Source organism: Nocardioides turkmenicus (assembly GCF_011045035.1).
Lineage (GTDB): Bacteria > Actinomycetota > Actinomycetes > Propionibacteriales > Nocardioidaceae > Nocardioides > Nocardioides turkmenicus.
Window position 1 is genome coordinate 351,875 of sequence record NZ_JAALAA010000001.1, and the last position, 21,581, is coordinate 373,455.

The following is a 21,581-nucleotide window of genomic DNA, read 5'->3' on the forward strand; positions in this document are numbered from 1 at the left end:
AGGGCCGATCTATGCACCCTGCTGGGCGACCCAGGACGCGTGCAGGCGTGCGTACGTCGAGCCTGCCTGCGCCACCAGCTCGCTGTGCGGGCCGCGCTGGGCGAGATGGCCGGCGTCGACGACGATCACCTCGTCGGCGGCCTCGGCGGTGGAGAGGCGGTGGGCGATGGTGACCGAGGTGCGGCCGCTCATCAGCCGGTCCAGAGCCCGGTTGATCCGCATCTCCAGACGCGGGTCGACGGCCGAGGTGGCCTCGTCGAGGACCAGCAGGTCGGGATCGGCGAGCTGGGCGCGCAGCAGCGCCACGAGCTGGCGCTCGCCGGCCGAGAGCGACTCGCCACGCTGTCCGACGTTGGTGCGGACGCCGTCGGGCAGACCGGCGAGCCAGTCCCCCAGGCCGAGCACACGGGCGGCCTCCTCGATCTCCTCGTCGGTCGCGTCCAAGCGCCCGTAGCGGACGTTCTCGGCGAGCGTGGAGTCGAAGAGGAAGCCCTCCTGCGGGACGAGCACGACGCTGGTGCGCAGCGAGGCGTTGCCGATGTCGCGTACGTCGACGCCGTCGAGGCTCACCTTCCCGGAGGTCACGTCCATGACCCGGGTGAGCAGCTTGGCGATCGTCGACTTCCCCGAGCCGGTCTCGCCGACCACCGCGACCCGGCTGCCGGGGGCGATCTCGAAGGAGATGTCGTGGAGGACCGGACGGCCGCCGGGGTAGGCGAAGGTGACGTCCTCGAACTCGATCGACAGTGGACCACGGGGCAGGACCGCGCCGGCAGGACCCGGGTCGACGAGGTCGGCGGGCGTGTCCAGGATCCCGATCGTGCGCCGCCAGGAGGCGATCGCGTTCTGGGCGTCGGTGAGGATCTGCGTACCCATCTGGACGGGGCCCACGAACAGCGTCACCAGGAACGCGAACGCCAGGATCTCGCCGACGCTCAGCGCGCCACCGCTGCCCCGATAGGCGAGCGCGAGCAGGACGCCGCCGACGATCACGCCGGCGTTGGCCAGGCCGCCGGAGAGGCCGCCGAGGCTGAAGAAGATCGAGGTGTAGGCCTGCGCCCGGGTCTGGGCCGCGCTGGTGGCGTCGATCTCGCGGTCGATGCGCTGCTGGGTGCGGTCCTCGACGGCGTACGCCTTCACCACGGCCGCCCCGACGACCGGCTCGGAGACCGCGGAGAGCATCTTCGCGACCTGGCGGCGGGAGAGCGTGTAGGCCGCGGAGAGCTTGCGCTGGAAGAACCGCAGGCTCAGGAAGAGCGGGCCGAAGCAGAGCCACACCAGGATCGCGAGCTGCCAGGAGTAGACCACCATCACGACGGTCGCGATCAGCATCTGCCCGACGCTGACGATGAAGAGCAGTCCGCCGAAGACGATGAACTGGCTGACCTGGTCGACGTCGCTGGTGACCCGGGAGACCAGGGCCCCGCGGTGCTCGGTCGACTGGGTGAGCATCGGCAGGTCGTGGACATGCCGGAAGGCCTTCGTACGCAGCGTCGCCAGGCCCCGCTCCGCGGCGGTGAAGAGCCGGCTGGTCATCAGGTAGGACGCCACGCCCGTGACGGCGATGGCGACGAGCGCGACCAGACCGGCGCGCAGGACGTAGCCGAGGTCGGGTCCGCCGGGGCCGCTCAGGCCGTTGTCGAGGGTCTGCTGGACGACGATGGGCACGACGACCTGGCCGACGCTCGCGATCACGGCCAGCGCGAAGGTGCCGCGGATGCCCTCGACCAGCTCCGGGGAGTGCTTGATGCCCCTGCGGATGGTCTCGATGGCGCCGAGGTCCTCGCCGCTGCCGACCCTGGTCTCGGGCTCGAGGGTGGCGGTCACTTGGCTGCCTCCGGGGTCTCGTAGGCGTTGACGAGGCGGGCGTAGGACTCGTCGCGGGCGAGCAGCTCGGTGTGGGTTCCGCGGTCGCGGATCCGGCCGTTCTCGAGGTGGACGACCTCGTCGGCGAGGGCGATCGTGGCCTTCCGGTAGGCCACCACGACCAGGCTGGTGTCACCGGCGCCGTCGCGCAGCGCGGCGAGGATGCGCTGCTCGACCTCGGGGTCGACCGCCGAGGTGGCGTCGTCGAGGATGAGCAGCCGCGGGCGGCGTACGAGGGCTCGCGCCAGCGCCAGGCGCTGACGCTGTCCGCCGGAGAGGCTCGCGCCGCGCTCGCCGAGGGTGGTGTCGAGGCCGTTCGGCAGCGCGGCGACGAAGCCGTCGGCCTGGGCCGCCTTGAGCGCCGACCACACCTCGTCGTCGGTCAGGTCGGCACCGAGGGTGACGTTGCCGCGCACGGAGTCGTCGAAGACGAAGGCGGTCTGCGGCACCAGCGCCGCCACCCGGGCCCACTCCCCCGCGGCGAGGTCGCGCAGGTCGGTGCCGTCGAGCGTGATCCGGCCCGTCGCCGGGTCTACCAGCCGGGCCAGCAGCATCGTCAGGGTGCTCTTGCCCGAGGCGGTCTCGCCGACGATCGCGACCGTACGTCCCGGCTCGACCTCGAAGTCGACGCCGTCGAGGAGCGTCGGGCCGTCGGCGTAGGCGTAGGAGATGCCGTCGACGCTCACGCGGGCACCGGTCGCCTCGCGGCTGGTCGTCGCGGTGCCGTAGGGAAGGCGGCCGGTCGCGTCCAGGACCCGCTGGACCCGGCGGTAGCCGACGACGCTGCGGGGGAACTCGCCCAGCAGCCACCCGAAGGAGCGGATCGGGAAGGCGACGATGGTGAGCAGGAAGCCGATCTGGACCACGTCACCTGGGGCGGCGCCTCCGCTGGAGACGCGTCCGACGCCGACGGCGAGCACGGCCAGGACGCCGACGCTGGGAAGCGCCGCCAGGATCGGGTCGAAGGCGGCACGGAGCCGGCCGGCGCGGATGTTGACGTCCCGCAGCTCCTGGGCCTTCTCCCGGAAGCGCGTGGTCTCCTCGGCCTCGCGTCCCAGGGTCTTGACGACGAGGGCGCCGTCGAAGGACTCGTGGGCGATCCCGGAGAGCTCTGCGCGCAGCTGCTGGGCGCGGGTCATCAGCGGCGAGGAGAAGCGCTGGAAGACGAGGTTGGCGACCACGACCGCCGGGAACACCAGGATCGCGACCGACGCGAGGACGACGTCGGTCCAGAACATCTGCCCGACCGCGATCACCATCATCGCGAGGGTGCCGACGGCCATCGGCAGCGGCGCGATCGGCGCCCAGGAAGCCTCGACGTCGGAGTTGGCGTTGGACAAGAGCTGACCGGTCGGGTGCCGGTGGTGCCAGGCGAGCGGGAGCGCCAGGTACTGCCGGGTCACCGCGCGTCGCGAGTGGGCCTGCATCCGGAACTGCATCACCCCGGCACCCAGCCGCCGCGCCACCACCCCGACCGCGCGCAGGATCGCGACGGCGACGAAGAGCCCCACCACCGCCCACAGCCAGCCGGCGCCGATCTCGCCGTCGCGCAGGGCCGGCACCAGGACGTGGTCGGTCGACCAGCCGAGCACCCAGGCGTCGGCGACCGTCAGCGCACCGAAGAGCGCGGACCCGAGCGTCGAGAGCGTGAAGACCGCCCACTCGCGCCGGATAGCGACTCCGAGAACCTTGAACCCGTCGGTCGTTGTGGCCCTCTGGGCGGTCGGCTCATCGTCACTCATCTCAGGTAAAGCCTAGGCCAGGGTGGTGGATGCGACGAATTTTTTTGGACCGTCCGCGCGCAATTCGGCGTCTCTGTGATCGTCGTCCCAGTCAGTGGAACGACCGTCCGTAACCTCGCCACGCCCGGAGAGGTTGGACCACAGATAACCGAATCCCCCAGGAGGTTCCGCGATGCGCCGTGCGGCAGCAGTCACCGTCGCCATGCTCTTCGTCTTCTCGCTCACCGCAGCCGCCCCAGCGATGAGCGCGAGCGCGACACCTGAGCTGCGGGACGTGATGGTGGTGGGCAACAACTGGGACGGGACGGCCTCCATCGTCGACGCCCGCAGCCTCGAGGTGCTGCGCAAGGGCATCGACCTGGTGCCGGACAAGGACGAGGAGATCGCCGAGATCCACCAGGATCCCAAGCGGCTGGCCTACTACTACCTGGTCCGCTACGGTCCCGGTGAGGGCAACGACCAGCTCGTGGACGACATGTTCACCACCCGGGACGGTCGGCTGCTGGCGGTCTCGCGCCCGAGCCTCGCCGACGTGGTCTGGATCGACATCGAGAAGGCGCTCGCGGGCTCGCCCGACTCCGTCGTGGTCGAGCAGCAGATGGACGGCCACCGCACCGACCACATGGGCCTCTCCCCCGACGGCACCCGCTTGCTGGTCTCGGACTCGACGTCGCGCTCGGTGCACGAGTACTGGATGGGCGGTGCCGGCGACCCGCGGACCGGTGAGCGGCTGCGTACGTTCGAGTCGGGCGAGACGCCCCACGAGAACAACTACTCCGAGGACGGCTCGCGCATCTTCCACGCCTCCATCGGCCGCGTCTACCTCCCCGGCGACCAGAAGGAGATCTCCCTCGACTCGCTGCCGCTGATCAACCTGGACCAGCTCGGGCTCGGGACCATCCCCGGCACCGACCTGCTCCCGCCGATCAAGATCGGCCCGGTCCACGACGCGATCAAGGGCGACCGCTGGTTCCAGATCGTCGACGAGTCCACCTTCGAGATCTCCCAGCGCTGGGAGATGGGCAAGGAGCTGGAGGAGGCCGGCTACCCCTCGATCTCCTCAGCCGTACGTCCCATGGCGGTCGCTCCGGGCGAGCGGTTCCTCTACTTCCAGATGTCGTTCCTGCACGGCCTGGTCGAGTTCGACACCCAGGCGGCCGACATCGACGGGAAGGTCGGCTACTCCACCGGCTCCGTCGCCGAGCCCCGCACCGGCGCCGTCACCCGCGTCATCCCGCTCCCCAAGCGCACCAAGCTGCCGCGCGAGCTCTACGTCAACGACTCCGCCCACCACGGTCTCTCGATCGACTCCAAGGGCGAGACGCTGTGTGCCGCCGGCACGATGGACGACTACGTCGCGATGGTCGACCGCGTCAGCGGCGAGCACACCATCCTCGACGAGGAGACCACCGGCCACTACTACGGCAAGCCCTACTGGACCACCGAGGGCCTCGGCCACACCTGCTGGGCGTCGCTCTCGGACGCCGACGCGGTCGCGGTGATCGACTTCCGCACCGGCAAGGAGCTCGCCTACCTCGACGTCGGCAACCACCCCCAGCGCGTACGCCACGGGCAGATCCCGAGCGCGCTGCTGGGCTAGTCGCCCGCCGTCAGCGAACCGGAGCGCCGGCGCCGGAGAGCGCCTGCTTGACCTCGCCGATCCGAACCTTGCCGAAGTGGAAGATCGTCGCCGCGAGCACCGCGTCGGCGCCGGCGTCGACCGCGGGCGGGAAGTGCTCTGCCTTGCCCGCGCCGCCGGAGGCGATGACCGGGACGGTCACCTCGCTGCGTACGGCCTTGATCAGCTCGATGTCGAAGCCGTCCTCGGTGCCGTCGGCGTCCATCGCGTTGAGCAGGATCTCGCCGGCACCGAGCTCGACGGCCTTCGCCGCCCACTCGACCGCGTCGGTACTCTGCCAATTGCCTCGGGCGTCGCTTCGGCCAGCCGACTTACGGCCGCCGTGGGTCGTCACCTCGAACCCGGAGTCGGTCCCCGGCGCACGGCGGGCGTCGACCGACAGCACCAGCACCTGGTTGCCGAACCGGTCGGCGATCTCCGCGATCAGCTCGGGACGCACGATGGCCGCGGTGTTGACCGCGATCTTGTCGGCGCCGGCACGGAGCATCCGGTCCACGTCGTCGACGCTGCGGATCCCGCCGCCGACGGTGAGCGGGATGAAGACCTGCTCGGCGGTGCGGGTGACGATCTCGAGCGTCGTCGCCCGGCCCTCGTGAGAGGCGGAGATGTCGAGGAAGGTGAGCTCGTCGGCGCCTTCCTTGTCGTAGGTCGCGGCCAGCTCCACCGGGTCACCGGCGTCGCGCAGCTCCTTGAAGTTGATCCCCTTGACGACGCGACCGGCATCGACGTCGAGACACGGGATGACGCGTACGGCGAGGCTCACGACAGATCCCCGCGCTGCCGGCCGAGGGTCAGGTCGAGCGCCTCGGCGAGGTCGAGAGAGCCGGTGTAGAGCGCCGTGCCGGCGATCGCACCCTCCACGCCGATCTCCACCAGACCCATCAGCGCCTCGATGTCGTCGATCGTGGTCACTCCCCCGCTCGCCACGACCGGCCGGTCGGTGGCCTCGCAGACCGCGCGGAGAAGGTCGAGGTTGGGGCCTTGGAGCATGCCGTCCTTGTTGACGTCGGTGACGACGTAGCGCGCGCAGCCCTCCTGGTCCAGACGGGCGAGGGTCTCGTAGAGGTCGCCGCCCTCCTTGGTCCAGCCGCGCGCGGCGAGGGTGCGGCCGCGTACGTCCAGGCCGACCGCGACCCGGTCGCCGTAGGTTGCGGTCGCCTGCCGGGTCCACTCCGGGTTCTCCAGCGCGGCGGTGCCGATGTTGACGCGGCGGCAGCCGGTCGCCATCGCGGCCTCGAGCGACTCGTCGTCGCGGATGCCACCGCTCATCTCGACCTTGATGTCGAGCTTGCCGACGATCCCGGCGAGGATCTCGCGGTTGTTGCCGTGACCGAACGCGGCGTCGAGGTCGACCAGATGGATCCACTCGGCACCCGTCTCCTGCCACCTCAGCGCGGCCTCGAAGGGATCGCCGAACCGCTTCTCCGACCCGTCCACGCCCTGGACCAGCTGCACCGCCTGCCCGCCCTTCACATCGACGGCCGGCAGGAGCTCGAGGTAGTCACCCATGGGGACGATCCTATGTTCTGTACGCCGCCACCCCTGCCCCGCCGTCCGGTTGCGAGACGGTTCCTCCGTCAGCGAGCCGCCAGCACCTCGAACTCGTACGCATCGGGGTCGGTCATCCTCGCCCAGCGCCCGTCCCCGCCGAGCTCGGCGACCAGCCTGGCGCCCACCTGTTCGAGCCGCCGGATCTCGTCCGCGGGCTCGGTGTCCTCGGGCACGATCAGGTCGAAACGGAACCGGTCCCGGGGCCCGCGCGGCACCGGCGGCGGCCCACCCCAGGCCACCTTCGCACTTCCCGACGGCGTCGCGACCGCGGTCTCTCCGTCCTGGTCCCAGACCAGCGGCCAGCCGAGCGCCGCGCTCCAGAAGACGCCGGTCTCCCGCGACCCGTCCGCGGCCACCTCTCCCAGGAACTCCGTCCCCGCCAGCCAGCCGTTGCCGGCCGGGATCACGCACAGCTCGTTGCCCTCCGGGTCGCCCAGCACGATGTGGTCCTCCTCTGGGCGCTGGCCCACGTCGAGGTGTCTCGCGCCGAGGCCGATCAGCCGGTCGACGGTCCGCTGCTGGTCGTCCGGCAGCCTGCTGGTCAGGTGGAGATGGTGCGGGTTCGGCAGCGTCTTCGGCACCTCCGTCGGCAGGAACCGGATCCGGAGATCGTCATCCGTACGCGGCAGCAGCCCGATCTCCTCACCCACGATCTCGATCTCGCGATCCAGCACCGCCGCCCAGAACGCCGCGACCCGTCCCGGGTCGTTGGCGTCGATGCAGATCCCGAACCGCCGAGGTGTCATGGCCGGCAACCTAGGCCGCACCGGGTCTCCTAGGCAATCGGATTCGGGCCCGCTGCCACGGCCGCCAGCTTGGCCAGCCCCTTCTCCATGTCGGGCGCGATCGCCTTCTCCATCGAGTAGAACCTGAGCATCAGCCCCATCACGCCGCCGACCGAGCCGGTGTGGCTCCAGGTGAGCCGCGTTCCGTCAGCGACCGTCGCCAGGTCGAAGCTGACCGTGCTCCGGCTCTTGAACGGCTTCAGGAACTCCAGTGCCACCTCGATGTGGTCAGGCGTCGACTCGGTGATCTCCATCGCGCCGGCGCCCGCACGCTTGTTGCCCGACCAGGCGTAGCGCGCGCCGACACCGGACTCCGCGCCCGAGTAGGTGCGCGACATGTCCGGGTCGAGCTCCTCCCAGGGCGACCAGGCCGGCCACTCGTGGAAGTCGTCGAGCAGCGCGTGCGCCCGCCCGATGTCACACGGCAGCACCGCGGACCTGGAGACCTCGTAGGTCGTCATGTGATGACAGTACGCCCGGCTGGACCGCGTCGCGACGATGTGCAGGACGACATGCGGACAGACCTATCCGGAGATGGGGCGGTTGACGCCGACCGAGCCGTCGATGGACTCCCGGAGGATGTCGGCGTGGCCGGCGTGACGGGTGGCGTCGCTGAGACGGGCGGCCATCACGTTGAAGAGCATGACCTTCTCGCCCCACCACGGGACGTAGCCGGGCGCATCGATCGAGAGCTCCTCGATGGTGGCGTCTACGTGTACCCCGACGCGCCGGTAGAGATCGAGGATGTCCGCCGAGCTCTCGTGCTCCGTCGCCCGGTGGGTGCCGTCCCACCACCCGGCGGTGTCCCACTGCGGGAGGTCGAGCGGCGGCGTACGGTCGAAGACCTCGCCGAAGTAGCGCGCGTCGGAGAGGGCGTTGTGCTTGACCAGCCCGAGCAGGTTCGTGCCGGTGGGGGTCATCGGTCGGCGGACGTCGTCATCCGAGAGCCCCTCGAGCTTCCACACGAGCGCGTCCCGGACGCCTCGGATCTTGTCGTGCAGGTGAGCCTTGGCGAAGTCGTCGATCACGATGCCCATCTTGCCGGGCCCGGAAGGGTCAGCGGCGGAACAGCAGCGTGTAGACCACCGGTGCGACCAGCACGGACGCGATGGCGGAGAAGATCACCGTGCCGATGTCCTCGGTGACGAGATAGACGAGCGCGTTGAGGAGCAGCAGGACGACGACCAGGACCCGTACGTTGCGCCGCCGGCGCTCCGCGAGCGCGCTCGCGGGACGGGGCCGGCGAGCCGGAACCCATCCCAGGAGCCGTTTCCGACGGGCGCGGCGCCCGGCCTCCTTGGCCTCGCGTGCCGCCCGCGCCTCGGCGGCAGCCGCGGCCTGCCGCTCGCGCTCGGCGCGGGCCCTCGCACGGGCCCCGGTCTGGGCCACGTCAGGCGACCTTCAGCGACTGCACCCAGTTGCGAAGGACCGCGGCGCCGGCGTCACCGGACTTCTCCGGGTGGAACTGGGTCGCGCTCAGCGGCCCGTTCTCGACGGCGGCCACGAACCGGTCCCCACCGTGCTCGGCCCAGGTGACCAGCGGAGCGACGGTGCGGTCGTTGGTGACCAGGGTCCAGTCGCGCACGCCGTAGGAGTGCACGAAGTAGAACCGCTCCTTCTCGACGCCCGCGAACAGCGAGGTCCCCGCAGGGACATCCACCGTGTTCCAGCCCATGTGAGGCACGATCGGCGCCTGGATACGCTCGACGACACCCGGCCACTCGCCACAGCCCTCGGTCTCGACGCCGTGCTCGATGCCGGTCTCGAAGAGGATCTGCATGCCGACGCAGATGCCCATGACGGGGCGCCCGCCGGCGAGCCGACGGGCGATGATCCGCTCGCCGCGGATCGCCCGCAGGCCCTTCATGCAGGCCGCGAATGCGCCCACGCCGGGCACGAGCAGCCCGTCGGCCGCCATCGCGGTGTCGAGGTCGCTGGTCAGCTCGACCGAGGCACCGGCACGCTCGACGGCACGGACTGCGGAGCGTAGGTTGCCCGACCCATAGTCGAGCACGACGACAGAAGGCGCACTCACAGGGCGCCCTTCGTCGACGGGATCCCCGTCTCGCGCGGGTCGTAGGCGATCGCGTCGCGGAACGCCCGCGCGAACGCCTTGAACTGCGTCTCCACGATGTGGTGCGGCTCGCGCCCGGCGAGGACGTTGACGTGCATCGTCAGGTGGGCGTGGTGGGCGATCGAGTCGAAGACGTGCTGGGTCAGCGAGCCGAGGTAGGGCACCCCGGAGCCGCCGAGCAGCACGTACTGCTGGCCCTCCGGCTCACCGGTGTGGACCGAGTAGGGACGGCCGGAGACGTCCACGACGCAGCGAACGAGCGCCTCGTCGAGCGGGACGGTGGCGTCGCCGTAGCGGCGGATGCCCTTCTTGTCGCCGAGCGCCTCGCGCAGCGCCTGGCCGAGCACGATCGCGGTGTCCTCGACGGTGTGGTGGGCGTCGATGTGGACGTCGCCCTCGGAGTGGACGGTCAGGTCGACCAGCGAGTGACGGCCGAACGCGGTCAGCATGTGGTCGTAGAACCCGACGCCCGTCGAGACATCCACCCGTCCGGTGCCGTCGAGGTCGACCTCGACGACGACCTTCGACTCCGAGGTCTCCCGCTCGATGCGGGCAGTCCTTGCCGAACTCATGCGCGTGCTCCGTTCACATCGGTCAAAGCTTGTCTGAATGCGTTCATCTCGCGGGGCGTGCCGACCGAGACCCGCAGCCAGCCCTCGGGCCCGGTCTCGCGGATCAGCACCCCGTGGTCGAGCAGCCCCTGCCACACGGCGTGCCGGTCGGCGTAGCGCCCGAAGAGGACGAAGTTGGCGTCCGAGTCGGCCACCTCCAGGCCCTCCCCGCGCAGCCACTCGACCAGCTCGTCCCGCTCCTGCCGGAGCGCAGCGACGTAGCCCAGCAGCTCCGGCGCGTGCCGCAGCGCAGCGCTCGCCGCCGCCTGGGTCACCGCGGAGAGGTGGTAGGGCAGGCGTACGACGCGGATCGCGTCACAGATCGCCGGGTCGGCCGCGAGGTATCCGAGCCGCAGCCCCGCTCCGGCGAACGCCTTCGACATCGTGCGGGTGACGACCAGGTTGCGGTGACGGTCGAGCAGCTCGAGCGCCGAGGGCACCCCGCTGCGCCGGAACTCGCCGTAGGCCTCGTCGACCACGACGATCCCGTTGTCACCGACCGCCTCGCACAGCGCGGTGACCGCCTCCGGCGGCAGCGCGGTGCCGGTCGGGTTGTTGGGGCTCGGCAGCAGGACGACGTGGGGCTGGGTCTCCTCGACCAGCGCCCGCGCCTTCTCCAGGTCGATCGCGAAGTCGGTCTCGCGGTGGCCGACGACCCACTCGGTGTTGGTGTCGCGGGCGTACTCCGGATACATCGAGTAGGTCGGCGCGAAGCTGATCGCGGTGCGCCCCGGGCCGCCGAAGGCCTGCAGCAGCTGCAGCATCACCTCGTTGGACCCGTTGGCGGCCCACACCTGCTCCGGCGTGATCTGTGCGTTCGGCACATCCGCGCGCAGGTACGCCGCCAGCCCCTCCCGCAGCGCGACGAACTCGCGGTCGGGATAGCGGTTGAGGTTGCGCGCCGCCGCGCCGACGCTCGCGGCGATGTCGGCGACCGTCTCGGCGGAGGGCTGGTAGGGGTTCTCGTTGACGTTGAGCTGCACCGGGACGTCCAGCTGCGGAGCGCCGTAGGGCGCGATCCCGGCGAGCTCTTCCCGGATCGGGGGCCAGGTGGTCATGAGAACCTCACCGACACGGCGGCGCCGTGTCCCGGCAGGTCCTCGGCCTCGGCGAGCGTGACCACGTGGTCCTTGACCGCCGCCAGCCCCTCGCGGGAGTAGTCGACGACGTGGACCGACTTGGTGAAGGCCCGCACCGAGAGGCCCGAGGAGTGGCAGGCGCAGCCGCCGGTGGGCAGCACGTGGTTGGACCCGGCGCAGTAGTCACCCAGCGACACCGGCGCGAACGGGCCAACGAAGATCGCCCCCGCGTTGCGGATCCGCCCGGCCACCGTCAGCGCGTCGGCGGTGTGGATCTCGAGGTGCTCGGCGGCGTAGGCGTTCACGACGTCGACACCCTGGTCGACGTCGTCGACGAGCACGATGCCGGACTGGGCGCCGCTCAGCGACGTACGGATCCGCTCGACGTGCTTGGTGGCCGCGACCTGCTTCTCGAGCTCGGCCTCGACGTCGGCGGCGAGCGTCTCGGAGTCGGTGACCAGCACGGAGGCGGCCAGCGGGTCGTGCTCGGCCTGGGAGATCAGGTCGGCGGCGACGTAGGCGGCCTCGGCGGTCTCGTCGGCGAGGATCGCGATCTCGGTCGGACCGGCCTCGGAGTCGATCCCGACCTGGCCCTTGAGCAGGCGCTTCGCGGTGACGACGTAGATGTTGCCGGGTCCGGTGACCATGTCGACGCGCTCGCACGGGTCGACCCCGTAGGCGAACATCGCGATCGCCTGGGCGCCACCGACGGCGTAGACCTCGTCCACCCCCAGCAGCGCGCACGCGGCCAGGATCGTCGGCTGCGGCAGTCCGCCGAACTCCTTCTGGGGCGGGGAGGCCAGCGCGATCGAGGGCACCCCGGCGACCTGGGCCGGGACGACGTTCATCAGCACCGAGGAGACCAGCGGAGCCAGGCCGCCGGGCACGTAGAGCCCCACGCGTCCCACCGGCACCTTGCGGTGGGTCACCCGGGCGCCGGGCGCCAGATCGGTGACCGCGTCCTGCTCGAGCTCGGCGGTGCAGGTCGCCCGGAGGCGGGCGATCGACTCCTCCAGCCCGGCACGGATGTCGGGGTCCAGCTCGTCGAGAGCCTGGGTCAGCGCGGCCGCCGGGACCCGGATGTCGTCGACGCGTATGCCGTCGAACTTCTCGGAGAACTCGGCGATCGCCTCCTGTCCGCGCTCGCGGACGGCGTCGATGATCGGCTGCACCGCATGAGTGGCCGCCTCGATGTCGAACTCGGCGCGCGGCACGGCGGCGCGGTAGTCGACGGTGCCTCGGTCGGCACCCCTCAGGTCGATGCGGCGGATCATGCCTCAAGTCTACGAGTCGGCAGGCCCCTGAGCCGATCTGCCGACGCCACGTGGACGCGGCCGAGAGACGCATACGGCACCCGGATCCGGGTACCCGGATCCACTGACCCACCTAAGGAGGATCGTCATGGCACGCCCTGGACTTTTCCACCGACAAGACAAGCATGCCGACGAGAACCACCCCGAGACCGACGTGAACCACGCCGAGACGCGTGATCCCTATCCCGGCGGTCCCGCTGTCGTCGGCCACGACGACAACGTCGAGCGCCCGCACCGGGCCACCAGCGAGGTGAGCAACCTGCACGAGGGGGACCGCGTCGAGCACTACCGTCACACGGAGGATGGCCGCCGCGCCGCTCTCCACGACACCTACGGAGGCATCAACTGGGGAGCCTGCTTCTTCGGCTGGCTCGTCGCGGTCGGTGTCACCTTCCTGCTCGGGGCGATCATCAGCGCCGTCGCCTCCGCGATCGGCTCCGACCAGAACTGGACGCGGGCAGACCTGCAGTCGATGGCTGACTCGGTCGGGATCGCGGCCGCGATCACGCTCGCCGTGGTGATGTTCATCGGCTACTTCGCCGGCGGGTACGTCGCCGCCCGGATGTCCCGATTCGACGCCCGCCGTCAGGGCCTCGGCGTCTGGATCGTGGCCATCGTGGTGATGATCATCGCCGCCGTGGCCGGCGCGCTGTTCGGCTCGAACTACAACATCATGCAGCAGGTCGACCTGCCCAACGTGGGGCTGAGCACCGATCAGCTCGGCTGGGGTGCGGTGATCACCGCTGTCGTACTCCTGGCCGTCATGCTCGTCGGGGCGCTCCTCGGCGCCGCCACGGGCCAGCGCTACCACACCAAGATCGACCGGGCCGCGTACGAGGACTGACCCAGATCCAGAGACACGGGCAGGGGTCCGCGGGCGGATACGCCTGCGGACCCCTAGGTTGGTCCCGTGAATGAGCGACTCCCGATGTTCCCGCTCAATGCGGTCCTGTTCCCCGGCGTGACGCTGCCGCTGCGGGTCTTCGAGGACCGCTACCGCGCCATGGTGCACCACCTGCTCCGCCAGGAAGAGGAGGAGCGCCACTTCGGCTCGGTGGCGATCCGCGAGGGCTACGAGGTCGGCGAGACCGGCGCCCAGTCGCTCTACCGCGTCGGCGTGAAGCTGCTGATCACGGAGGTGGAGCAGCACAAGGACGGCTCCTTCGACCTCGAGGTGCTGGCCGTCGACCGCATCCGGATGGACAGCCTGGTCAGCTCGGGCGACTTCCCCGTCGCCGACGTCGAGGAGCTCCCCGAGGTGCAGGTCACCGTCCCGCAGACGGTCGTGGACACCGCCCGGGCGACCTTCACCGCCTACCGGGCAGCGCTGCTGGAGTTCCGCGAGGACCCGTTCACCGGCTCGCTCCCGAAGGACCCCGAGTTCCTCTCCTGGACCATCTCGGCCACCACTCCCCTGCCCATGCCCGACCGGCAGGCGCTTCTGGAGGCACCCGACGCCGCCGTACGTCTCGGCATGGCGACCGACCTGCTCCGTGCCGAGCTCAGGGCGATGAACGTCATCCCCTCGCTGCCCGCGACCGAGGTCGCCCGCACGAAGTGGTCACCCAACTGATGGCGAAGAAGAAACGAGCCGGCGGCGGCACGCCGGCGACCGTCGCCCTCACCCGGGCCGGCATCGACTACACCCTCCATCCCTACGAGCACGACCCGCGTGCCGAGTCCTACGGCCTGGAGGCCGCCGAGGCACTCGGCGTCGAGCCCGCGCGGGTCTTCAAGACCCTGATGGCCTCCCTCGACGGGAAGCTGGTCGTCGGCATCGTCCCCGTAACCGGCCAGCTCGACCTCAAGGCGCTCGCCCGTGCGCTGGGCGGCTCGAAGGCGCAGATGGCCGAGGTCGCCGCGGCCGAGCGCGCGACCGGGTACGTCGCCGGCGGGATCTCACCGGTCGGCCAGAAGCGTCCGCACCCGACCGTCGTGGACGAGTCCGCGGCGGCATACGAGACGGTCTATGTCTCCGGCGGACGGCGGGGCCTCGACATCGAGCTCTCCCCCAGCGACCTGGTCGAGGTCACCGGCGCCACCACCGCTCCCATCGCCAGATAGGCGGAACGACTCCGAGTCGGCTCGTCATGACGAGCCGACTCGGCGTGGGGTCAGTCGACGGTGATGCGGGCCAGGGCTCGCGAGGTGTCGCCGTCGAGGTAGGCGCTGAAGCCGAGCTGGCCGAGCGCCTCGATGTCGTCGGCGACCTCGGGGGCCTCGGTGGTGACCACCTCGTCGAGACCGTCGAAGCCGACGTAGACCACCGCGGAGGCGTCATCGGCGTTCGGGACCGCATTCTTGAACTTCTCGGTGCCCGCCAGGCCACCGTCGGCGAGCAGGTCGGTGCCATAGTCGCCGACGCCGACCGTGGTCACATCACCCTCGCTGTCGACGCTGACCATGCCCTGGGCGCCGAAGCCCTTGGTCAGATCGCCCACGAGCTTCTCGACGCCCGCGGCGTCGGCTCCGTCGAGCTTGAGCCCGACCTGCAGCCCGTCCGGGGCACCCAGATCCAGCTCGCCGAGGGCGAGCGCGAAGCTGTCACCGAGAACCTTCTCCAGGTCCCCCGGCGCCATCCCGAGCATCTGGGTGAACTGGTCCTCGACGCCGCTCCCCGCCAGACCGGCAGAGAGCCAGCCATCGGCGGGGTTGGCGGCGATGACGGCGGTGGTGTCCTTCGGGAGGGTGCCGGCGACGGTGCCCGCCTCCGCTCCCTTGGCCTGCTCGGTCACCGTCGAGGCGCCCTCGAGCTCGAACGCACCCTCCACCGCGCGGACGGTGAGCGCCGCGCCGTCGAAGTCCTTCATCGCCGTGCCGAACGCCTCGGCCAGCTCCTCCGGGTCCGGCACCGGGGCCGCCCCGGCCATCGGGTTCTCCGCGAGGTCACCGCCCGCGTCGTCGAACGCACCGCTCGCGGCCGCGTCGGCCAGCACCTCGGGCAGCTTCTCGGAGACGTACGCCGTCACGAACCCGGTTCCGCCGACGTCACCGGTCCACTTCTCGAAGCCGGCGTCGTCGGCCAGGGTGCCCTTCTCGGCGGCCTTCTCGATCGCGGCGAGAGCCTGGTCGGTCTCCGCCACGAGCGCCCAGCCGTCGGAGACCGACCAGGCGGCTTCCGCACCGGCGCACTCGGCGACCTCGGGCAGGCCCTTCTCGGCCTCGGATTCGTCGGTGACCTGGAGTGCGAAGGCGAGCGCGGGCACATCCCCGTTCTCGACGGCTCCGAACGCTGCCTTGTAGCCGAGCCACGGCTCGAGGTCGCGGGCGAAGTCGAGCTCGTCACAGGCCTTCGCGAGCAGCGACTCCCGCGGGTCGTCGCCCTCCTTCAGGCCGAGCTCCCTCTCGAGAGAGGGCAGCTTGCGCAGGAGCGGCACGGCGTCCTTCGCCTCGGTGAGGTCGACCTCGGTGTAGACGACGGTCGAGACGGGGAACGCCTCCGCCGGCGAGCCACCGGCCTTGCTCAGCGCCACCGCCGCCACGGTGCCGGCACCGGCCAGGACGGCCACGCCGAGAAGGGCTCCGGCTCCGATGATCAGCGGCTTCTTGCTCTTTCCGGCAGGGGCTTCGCCGAGCTCGAGGATCTCTGCCGCCGGCTCAGACGGCGTCTGGCCGGGTGTTGTTTCGGACATCAGTCACTTCCAGGTTCTGTCGGCCGGCACCGATGCCGACCGTCCAACCTGGCGAATCTACGTCCGAAGGCGGAGCGCTGTCCGCCGAATTTCACCTGGCCAGCTCGTCCGGACGCTCATCGTGCTCGTGGGGCGCCCACATCAGGAAGATCACCATCAGGGCCAGCATCGCCGACCCCGGGACGAGCAGGACCAGCCATGGCGAGGCCAGCTGGAAGCTGTCCTGGAGCACGGTGCCGTCGGCGGCGCCCTTGGCGAGACCGTTGGGGTCCTCGGGTGAGAGCAGCGAGGTGACCAGCAGCATCAGACCACCGCCGGCCGTGCCCCCGACCGCCAGCGCGGCGAGGGTGACCAGCTCGGAGCGGTTGAGCCAGACCGCGGCCGCGATGCCGACCAGCAGCCCGAGCACGATCGCGCAGACCGAGAACCACCCGGTCGCCGCGAAGACGCCTTGGTCGATGTTCTGCGCGATGGTGGGCGGGTCGATCGAGACGAGCCCGCGATACCACTTGTCTTCGAGCACCATCCCGGTCGGCGGGGTCCACAGGGTCGCCGCCGCCAGGCCGGCCACGAGACCGCCGACGACGAAGGCCACGGCGATGACGGCCACCTGCACCAGCACCGGACGGGACAGGTCGGGGCGGGTGGAGCGGCGACCGGTCACATGAAGACTGGGCGGCGGCGGCACGATCAGATTGTCAGGCATCCTGGTCCGAGGAGGTGTTTGAGGTCGGCGAAAAGCTCGGGAGTCGGCGTCACCCGCAGCCGGTCATCGAGCTTCATGACCCGGGTCGCGTCCCGTGTCATCAACCGTAGCCTGACCTCGGCTACGCCGGGATATGTGGTCAGTACGTCACGTAGCGAGGCGATCACCGGCGGCGTGCACCGCGTCGACGGCAGCGTGATCACCACCGGCCCCCCGGCCGCGCCCGGCCCGCCGGTCAGGTCGGGGACGGTGACCTCCTGGCCGCGCAGCTCGGGCTGGTCCTTGTCGCGGGAGAGCTGGCCCTTGACCCGGATGATCGAGTCCTCGACCAGGTGGGGCGCCGCCAGCTGGTAGGAGGACGGGAAGAGCAGCACCTCGACGGAGCCCTCCAGGTCCTCCAGCGTCACCGTGGCCCAGGCGTCGCCCTTCTTGGTGATGCGCCGGTTGACGTTGGTGACCAGCCCGGAGACGGTGACGGTGGAGTTGTGGGGCCGGGTCTCGTCGGTCATCAGCTGGCCGATCGTGCAGTCGGTGCCGTTGGCGAGGACGTGCTCGAGGCCCATCAGCGGGTGGTCGGAGACGTAGAGGCCGAGCATCTCGCGCTCGTGGCCGAGCAGGGTCATCTTGTCCCACTCGTCCATCTCCGGGATCGTCACCGAGACCCCGAACTCGACCCCGTCACCGTCGTCGAGCCCACCGAAGAGCGAGTCCTGGCCGATCGCCTCGTTGCGCTTGATGTCGACGTACTGGTCCACGGCGGTCTCGTGGATCGCCACCAGCGCCCGGCGCCGGTGCTTCATGTCGTCGAAGGCGCCGGCCTTGATCAGCGACTCGATCACGCGCTTGTTGCACGCTCGGTCGGGCACCTTGGAGAGGAAGTCGTTGAAGTCGGTGAACCGCCCCTTCGACTCGCGCGCCTCGACGATCCCGTCGACCACCTGGGCGCCGACGTTGCGGACCGCGGTCATACCGAATCGGATGTCGTTGCCGACCGCGGTGAAGTCGTGGGAGGACTCGTTGACGTCGGGCGGCAGGACCGCGATCTTCATCCGGCGACACTCGTTGAGGTAGATCGCCATCTTGTCCTTGTCGTTCTTGACCGAGGTCAAGAGCGCGGCCATGTATTCGGTCGGGTAGTTGGCCTTGAGGTAGGCGGTCCAGTAGGTGACCACACCGTAGGCCGCCGAGTGCGACTTGTTGAACGCGTAGTCGGAGAACGGCAGCAGGATCTCCCAGATGGTGTCGATCGCATCCTGGGAGTAGCCGCGCTCGATCATGCCGGCCTGGAACCCGGCGTACTGCTTGTCGAGCTCGGCCTTCTTCTTCTTGCCCATCGCGCGGCGGAGGTTGTCCGCCTGTCCCAGCGAGAACCCCGCCAGGACCTGCGCGATCGACATCACCTGCTCCTGGTAGACGATCAGGCCGTACGTCTCCCCCAGCACCTCCGCGAGCGGCTCCTCGAGCTCGGGATGGATCGGCACGATCGGCTCGCGGCCGTTCTTGCGGTGGGCGTACTTGTTGTGGGAGTCGGCACCCATCGGGCCGGGCCGGTAGAGCGCGGAGACCGCAGTGATGTCGGCGAAGCGGTCGGGAAGCATCGACCGCAGCAGCGCGCGCATGCCACCACCATCGAGCTGGAAGACGCCGAGCGTGTCGCCGCGCTGCATCAGCTCGTAGGTCGGCTTGTCGTCGAACGGGACGTCCTCGAGCACCAGGTCGATGCCTCGGTTGGCGCGGATGTTGGCGAGCGCGTCCTCGAGGGTGTGGAGGTTGGAGAGGCCCAGGAAGTCCATCTTGACCAGGCCGAGCGACTCACAGGTCGGATACTCGAACTGGGTGACGACCTGGCCGTCCTGCTTGGGCTCCATCAGCGGGACGATGTCGATGATCGGCTCGGAGGCCATGATCACGCCGGCGGCGTGGATGCCGGTCTGCCGGATCTGTCCCTCGAGACCGAGCGCGGTCTCGTAGATCTTGCGGACGTCGGGGTCGGAGTCGTGCAGGGCGCGGAAGTCGCCACCCTCGCCGTAGCGCTTGTGCTCGGGGTTGAACAGCTCCTTGAGCGGCACGCCCTTGCCCATCACGTCGGGCGGCAGCGCCTTGGTGATCCGGTCGCCGATCGCGAAGCCGTGGTCGAGGATGCGGGCGGCGTCCTTGATCGCCTGCTTGGCCTTGATCCGCCCGAAGGTCGCGATCTGGGCGACCTTCTCCGCGCCGTACTTCTCCGTGACGTACTTGATCGTCTCGCCACGGCGATGGTCGTCGAAGTCGATGTCGAAGTCGGGCATCGAGGGACGCTCGGGGTTGAGGAACCGCTCGAAGAAGAGGCCGTGCTCGAGCGGGTCGAGATCGGTGATCCTCAACGCGTACGCCACGATCGACCCCGCACCCGAACCACGGCCCGGGCCGATCCGGATGCCGTTGTTCTTCGACCACTGGATGAAGTCGGCGACCACGAGGAAGTAGCCCGGGTAGCCCTTCTGCAGGATGACGTCGATCTCGAACTCGACGCGGTCCTTGACCTCCTGGGTCAGCTTGTCGCCCGGGTAGCGGAGCTCGATGCCGCGCCAGGTCTCCTTGCGCAGCCAGGACTCCTCGGTCTCGCCCTCGGGGATGTCGGCGCGCGCCATGTAGCCACCGGTCGACTCGGTGAACTCGACGTCGCAGCGCTCGGCGATCAGCAGGGTGTTGTCGCATGCCTCGATCAGGTCCTGCTGCCCCCACAGCTCACGCATCTCCGCGGCGGACTTGATGTAGTAGCCGCTGCCCTCGAACGCGAACCGCTTGCCGCCCTTGGAGTAGGGCGGCTCCGTCATCCGGCTGCCCGACTGGACGCACAGCAGCGCCTCGTGGGCCGCGGCGTCCTCGGGGTTGTTGTAGTGGGAGTCGTTGGTGGCGACCGGGCGGATGCCCATGGTCTTGCCGAGCTTGAGCAGATCGTCGCGGACCCGCTTCTCGATCGAGATGCCGTGGTCCATCAGCTCCAGGAAGACGTTGTCCTTCCCGAAGATGTCCTGCAGCTCGCCGGCCTCCTTGAGCGCCTCCTCCCACTGGCCCAGTCGCAGCCGGGTCTGGATCGCGCCACTCGGGCAACCCGTGGAGACGATGATCCCCTTGGAGTGCTCGGCGAGGATCTCCTTGTCCATCCGCGGCTTGAAGTAGTAGCCCTCCAGGCTGGACCGGCTCGAGAGCCGGAAGAGGTTGTGCATCCCCCCGGTGTTCTCCGCCCACATCGTCATGTGGGTGTAGGCGCCACCACCCGAGACGTCGTCGCCGCCCTCCTGCGCGGCGTCGCCCTTGCCCCACCGCACCCGCTTGCGCTCGGAACGCGGGGTGTTCGGGGTGATGTAGGCCTCGATGCCGATGATCGGCTTGACGTCGTGAGCCTTCGCCTTCTTCCAGAAGTCGTAGGCCCCGTGCATGTTGCCGTGGTCGGTCATCGCGATCGCCGGCATCTCCAGCTCGCTGGTCCGCTTGAAGAGACCGTCGAGGAGCGAGGCACCGTCCAGCATCGAGTATTCGGTGTGGACGTGCAGGTGGACGAATGAGTCCTTGGAGCCGGCCGCCATTGGCGTGGAGCCCTCCTCGAGGTCGAACGGATGGAGCGGGCGCAGGAGCCCGTGCTCAACGACGACGGACGACCTGGGGGAAGGACTACAGACTATCTGGCGCCACCGACAGTTTTCACAGCGGCAGGCCGTAGCATCGGGGTTGTGGTGACGATCCTCGACGGCGGCCTGTCCAACGCGCTCGAAGCACGCGGTCACGACGTCTCCGGCGCCCTGTGGACCGCCCGGCTGCTGGACGAGTCACCCGCGGAGATCGCCGCCGTCCACCGCGCCTACTACGCCGCCGGGGCCGACGTCGCGACCACCGCCAGCTACCAGGCCAGCGTGCCCGGTTTCGTGGAGGCGGGCATGACCGAGACGTACGCCACCGAGCTGCTGCGCCGCAGCGTCCGGGTCGCGCGCGAGGTCGCCGCCGAGGCTCCCGGGCGCCTGGTCGCCGCCTCGATCGGACCCTACGGCGCCTACCTGGCCGACGGCTCGGAGTACCGCGGACGCTACGGCGTCTCCGCGGCGACGCTGCGCGACTTCCACGCGCCCCGGCTGGCTCTGCTCGAGACCGAGGACCCCGACCTCATCGCGGTCGAGACCATCCCCGACATCGAGGAGGCCGAGGTGCTCGTCGACCTCCTCGACGACATCGGCCTCCCGGTCTGGTTCTCCTACTCCTGCGCCGGCACCCGGACCCGGGCCGGCCAGCCCCTGGCCGACGCCCTGGCGCTGGCCGCCGGGATCCGCTCCGTGGTCGCGGTCGGCGTCAACTGCTGCGACCCGGCCGACGTGCCCGCCGCCGTCCAGCTGGCCACCGCCACCGGCGAACCCGCCGTCGTCTACCCCAACACCGGCGAGACCTACGCCGACGGCGCCTGGTCCGGCACCCCTCACTTCCGCCCCGGCGAGGCCCTCTCCTGGGTGAGCTCCGGTGCTGCGTACGTCGGTGGCTGCTGCCACGTCGGCCCGCGCGAGATCGCCCTCATCGCAGCCGAGATGGCCCACCTGAAGGGCGAGTAGTCCCAG

The 21,581-nt window shown here is 70.2% G+C and carries 20 protein-coding genes; 5 read left to right on the forward strand and 15 right to left on the reverse strand.

Going from position 1 to position 21,581, the window contains the following annotated elements; translation table 11 throughout:
• Window positions 1-9: 9 nt before the first annotated feature.
• Both G5C66_RS01685 and G5C66_RS01690 read right to left on the reverse strand, forming a co-directional pair.
• Complete coding sequence (locus G5C66_RS01685) at window positions 10-1,827, reverse strand: ABC transporter transmembrane domain-containing protein (protein ID WP_165109064.1); 1,818 nt, start codon at window positions 1,825-1,827, stop codon at window positions 10-12.
• Entirely contained in the window at window positions 1,824-3,608 is a 1,785-nt protein-coding gene (locus tag G5C66_RS01690) for an ABC transporter ATP-binding protein (RefSeq protein WP_165109066.1), read from the reverse strand. The genes G5C66_RS01685 and G5C66_RS01690 overlap by 4 nt, the downstream gene beginning before the upstream one ends.
• Window positions 3,609-3,780: 172 nt before the next feature.
• Here G5C66_RS01690 and G5C66_RS01695 point away from each other — a divergent pair, with 172 nt between their 5' ends.
• Window positions 3,781-5,208, forward strand: a complete 1,428-nt coding sequence (locus G5C66_RS01695; protein ID WP_165109068.1) for a YncE family protein — start codon at window positions 3,781-3,783, stop codon at window positions 5,206-5,208.
• A gap of 10 nt (window positions 5,209-5,218) precedes the next feature.
• Here G5C66_RS01695 and hisF read toward each other — a convergent pair whose 3' ends face one another.
• The 10 genes from hisF to hisD all read right to left on the reverse strand — a co-directional run bounded on the left by hisF (window position 5,219) and on the right by hisD (window position 12,621).
• Entirely contained in the window at window positions 5,219-6,010 is a 792-nt protein-coding gene (hisF, locus tag G5C66_RS01700) for an imidazole glycerol phosphate synthase subunit HisF (RefSeq protein WP_165109070.1), read from the reverse strand.
• Entirely contained in the window at window positions 6,007-6,756 is a 750-nt protein-coding gene (priA, locus tag G5C66_RS01705) for a bifunctional 1-(5-phosphoribosyl)-5-((5-phosphoribosylamino)methylideneamino)imidazole-4-carboxamide isomerase/phosphoribosylanthranilate isomerase PriA (protein WP_165109072.1), read from the reverse strand. Before priA ends, hisF begins: the two co-directional genes overlap by 4 nt.
• A gap of 68 nt (window positions 6,757-6,824) precedes the next feature.
• A complete protein-coding gene (locus G5C66_RS01710; protein WP_165109074.1) occupies window positions 6,825-7,544 on the reverse strand; it encodes a VOC family protein in 720 nt (239 codons plus the stop codon).
• Between the two features lie 29 nt (window positions 7,545-7,573).
• On the reverse strand, window positions 7,574-8,044 hold the full coding sequence (locus tag G5C66_RS01715) for an SRPBCC family protein (RefSeq protein WP_165109076.1): 471 nt from the start codon (window positions 8,042-8,044) through the stop codon (window positions 7,574-7,576).
• 63 nt (window positions 8,045-8,107) lie between these two features.
• The gene (locus G5C66_RS01720; RefSeq protein ID WP_165109078.1) at window positions 8,108-8,611 is read right to left on the reverse strand and encodes a mycothiol transferase; all 504 of its coding nucleotides are present in this window, start codon (window positions 8,609-8,611) and stop codon (window positions 8,108-8,110) included.
• Window positions 8,612-8,639: 28 nt separating this feature from the next.
• Window positions 8,640-8,972, reverse strand: coding sequence for a hypothetical protein (locus G5C66_RS01725; RefSeq protein ID WP_165109080.1), 333 nt, complete (start codon window positions 8,970-8,972; stop codon window positions 8,640-8,642).
• Window position 8,973: 1 nt separating this feature from the next.
• A complete protein-coding gene (hisH, locus tag G5C66_RS01730) occupies window positions 8,974-9,618 on the reverse strand; it encodes an imidazole glycerol phosphate synthase subunit HisH (protein WP_165109082.1) in 645 nt (214 codons plus the stop codon).
• Window positions 9,615-10,229 carry an imidazoleglycerol-phosphate dehydratase HisB gene (gene hisB, locus G5C66_RS01735; RefSeq protein WP_165109084.1) on the reverse strand — a complete coding sequence of 205 codons (615 nt, stop codon included), beginning with the start codon at window positions 10,227-10,229 and terminating at the stop codon, window positions 9,615-9,617. Before hisB ends, hisH begins: the two co-directional genes overlap by 4 nt.
• On the reverse strand, window positions 10,226-11,326 hold the full coding sequence (locus G5C66_RS01740; protein WP_165109086.1) for a histidinol-phosphate transaminase: 1,101 nt from the start codon (window positions 11,324-11,326) through the stop codon (window positions 10,226-10,228). The genes hisB and G5C66_RS01740 overlap by 4 nt, the downstream gene beginning before the upstream one ends.
• Entirely contained in the window at window positions 11,323-12,621 is a 1,299-nt protein-coding gene (hisD, locus tag G5C66_RS01745) for a histidinol dehydrogenase (protein WP_165109088.1), read from the reverse strand. Before hisD ends, G5C66_RS01740 begins: the two co-directional genes overlap by 4 nt.
• A 127-nt stretch (window positions 12,622-12,748) precedes the next feature.
• Here hisD and G5C66_RS01750 point away from each other — a divergent pair, with 127 nt between their 5' ends.
• The 3 genes from G5C66_RS01750 (at window position 12,749) to ybaK (ending at window position 14,724) form a co-directional block, all read left to right on the forward strand.
• Window positions 12,749-13,504: an APC family permease gene (locus G5C66_RS01750; RefSeq protein WP_165109090.1), complete on the forward strand. Its 756-nt coding sequence runs from the start codon at window positions 12,749-12,751 to the stop codon at window positions 13,502-13,504.
• Between the two features lie 66 nt (window positions 13,505-13,570).
• The gene (locus G5C66_RS01755; RefSeq protein ID WP_165109092.1) at window positions 13,571-14,233 is read left to right on the forward strand and encodes an LON peptidase substrate-binding domain-containing protein; all 663 of its coding nucleotides are present in this window, start codon (window positions 13,571-13,573) and stop codon (window positions 14,231-14,233) included.
• The gene (gene ybaK, locus G5C66_RS01760; RefSeq protein ID WP_165109094.1) at window positions 14,233-14,724 is read left to right on the forward strand and encodes a Cys-tRNA(Pro) deacylase; all 492 of its coding nucleotides are present in this window, start codon (window positions 14,233-14,235) and stop codon (window positions 14,722-14,724) included. The genes G5C66_RS01755 and ybaK overlap by 1 nt, the downstream gene beginning before the upstream one ends.
• A gap of 50 nt (window positions 14,725-14,774) precedes the next feature.
• Here the strand turns inward: ybaK and G5C66_RS01765 are convergent, their stop codons facing one another.
• The 3 genes from G5C66_RS01765 to dnaE form a co-directional block, all read right to left on the reverse strand.
• Window positions 14,775-16,292, reverse strand: coding sequence for a hypothetical protein (locus G5C66_RS01765; protein ID WP_165109096.1), 1,518 nt, complete (start codon window positions 16,290-16,292; stop codon window positions 14,775-14,777).
• Window positions 16,293-16,383: 91 nt separating this feature from the next.
• Window positions 16,384-16,998: a hypothetical protein gene (locus tag G5C66_RS01770; RefSeq protein ID WP_165109098.1), complete on the reverse strand. Its 615-nt coding sequence runs from the start codon at window positions 16,996-16,998 to the stop codon at window positions 16,384-16,386.
• Window positions 16,983-20,567, reverse strand: coding sequence for a DNA polymerase III subunit alpha (dnaE, locus tag G5C66_RS01775; RefSeq protein ID WP_165109100.1), 3,585 nt, complete (start codon window positions 20,565-20,567; stop codon window positions 16,983-16,985). Before dnaE ends, G5C66_RS01770 begins: the two co-directional genes overlap by 16 nt.
• A gap of 144 nt (window positions 20,568-20,711) precedes the next feature.
• Here dnaE and mmuM point away from each other — a divergent pair, with 144 nt between their 5' ends.
• Entirely contained in the window at window positions 20,712-21,575 is an 864-nt protein-coding gene (gene mmuM / locus G5C66_RS01780) for a homocysteine S-methyltransferase (RefSeq protein WP_165109102.1), read from the forward strand.
• Window positions 21,576-21,581: the final 6 nt, after the last annotated feature.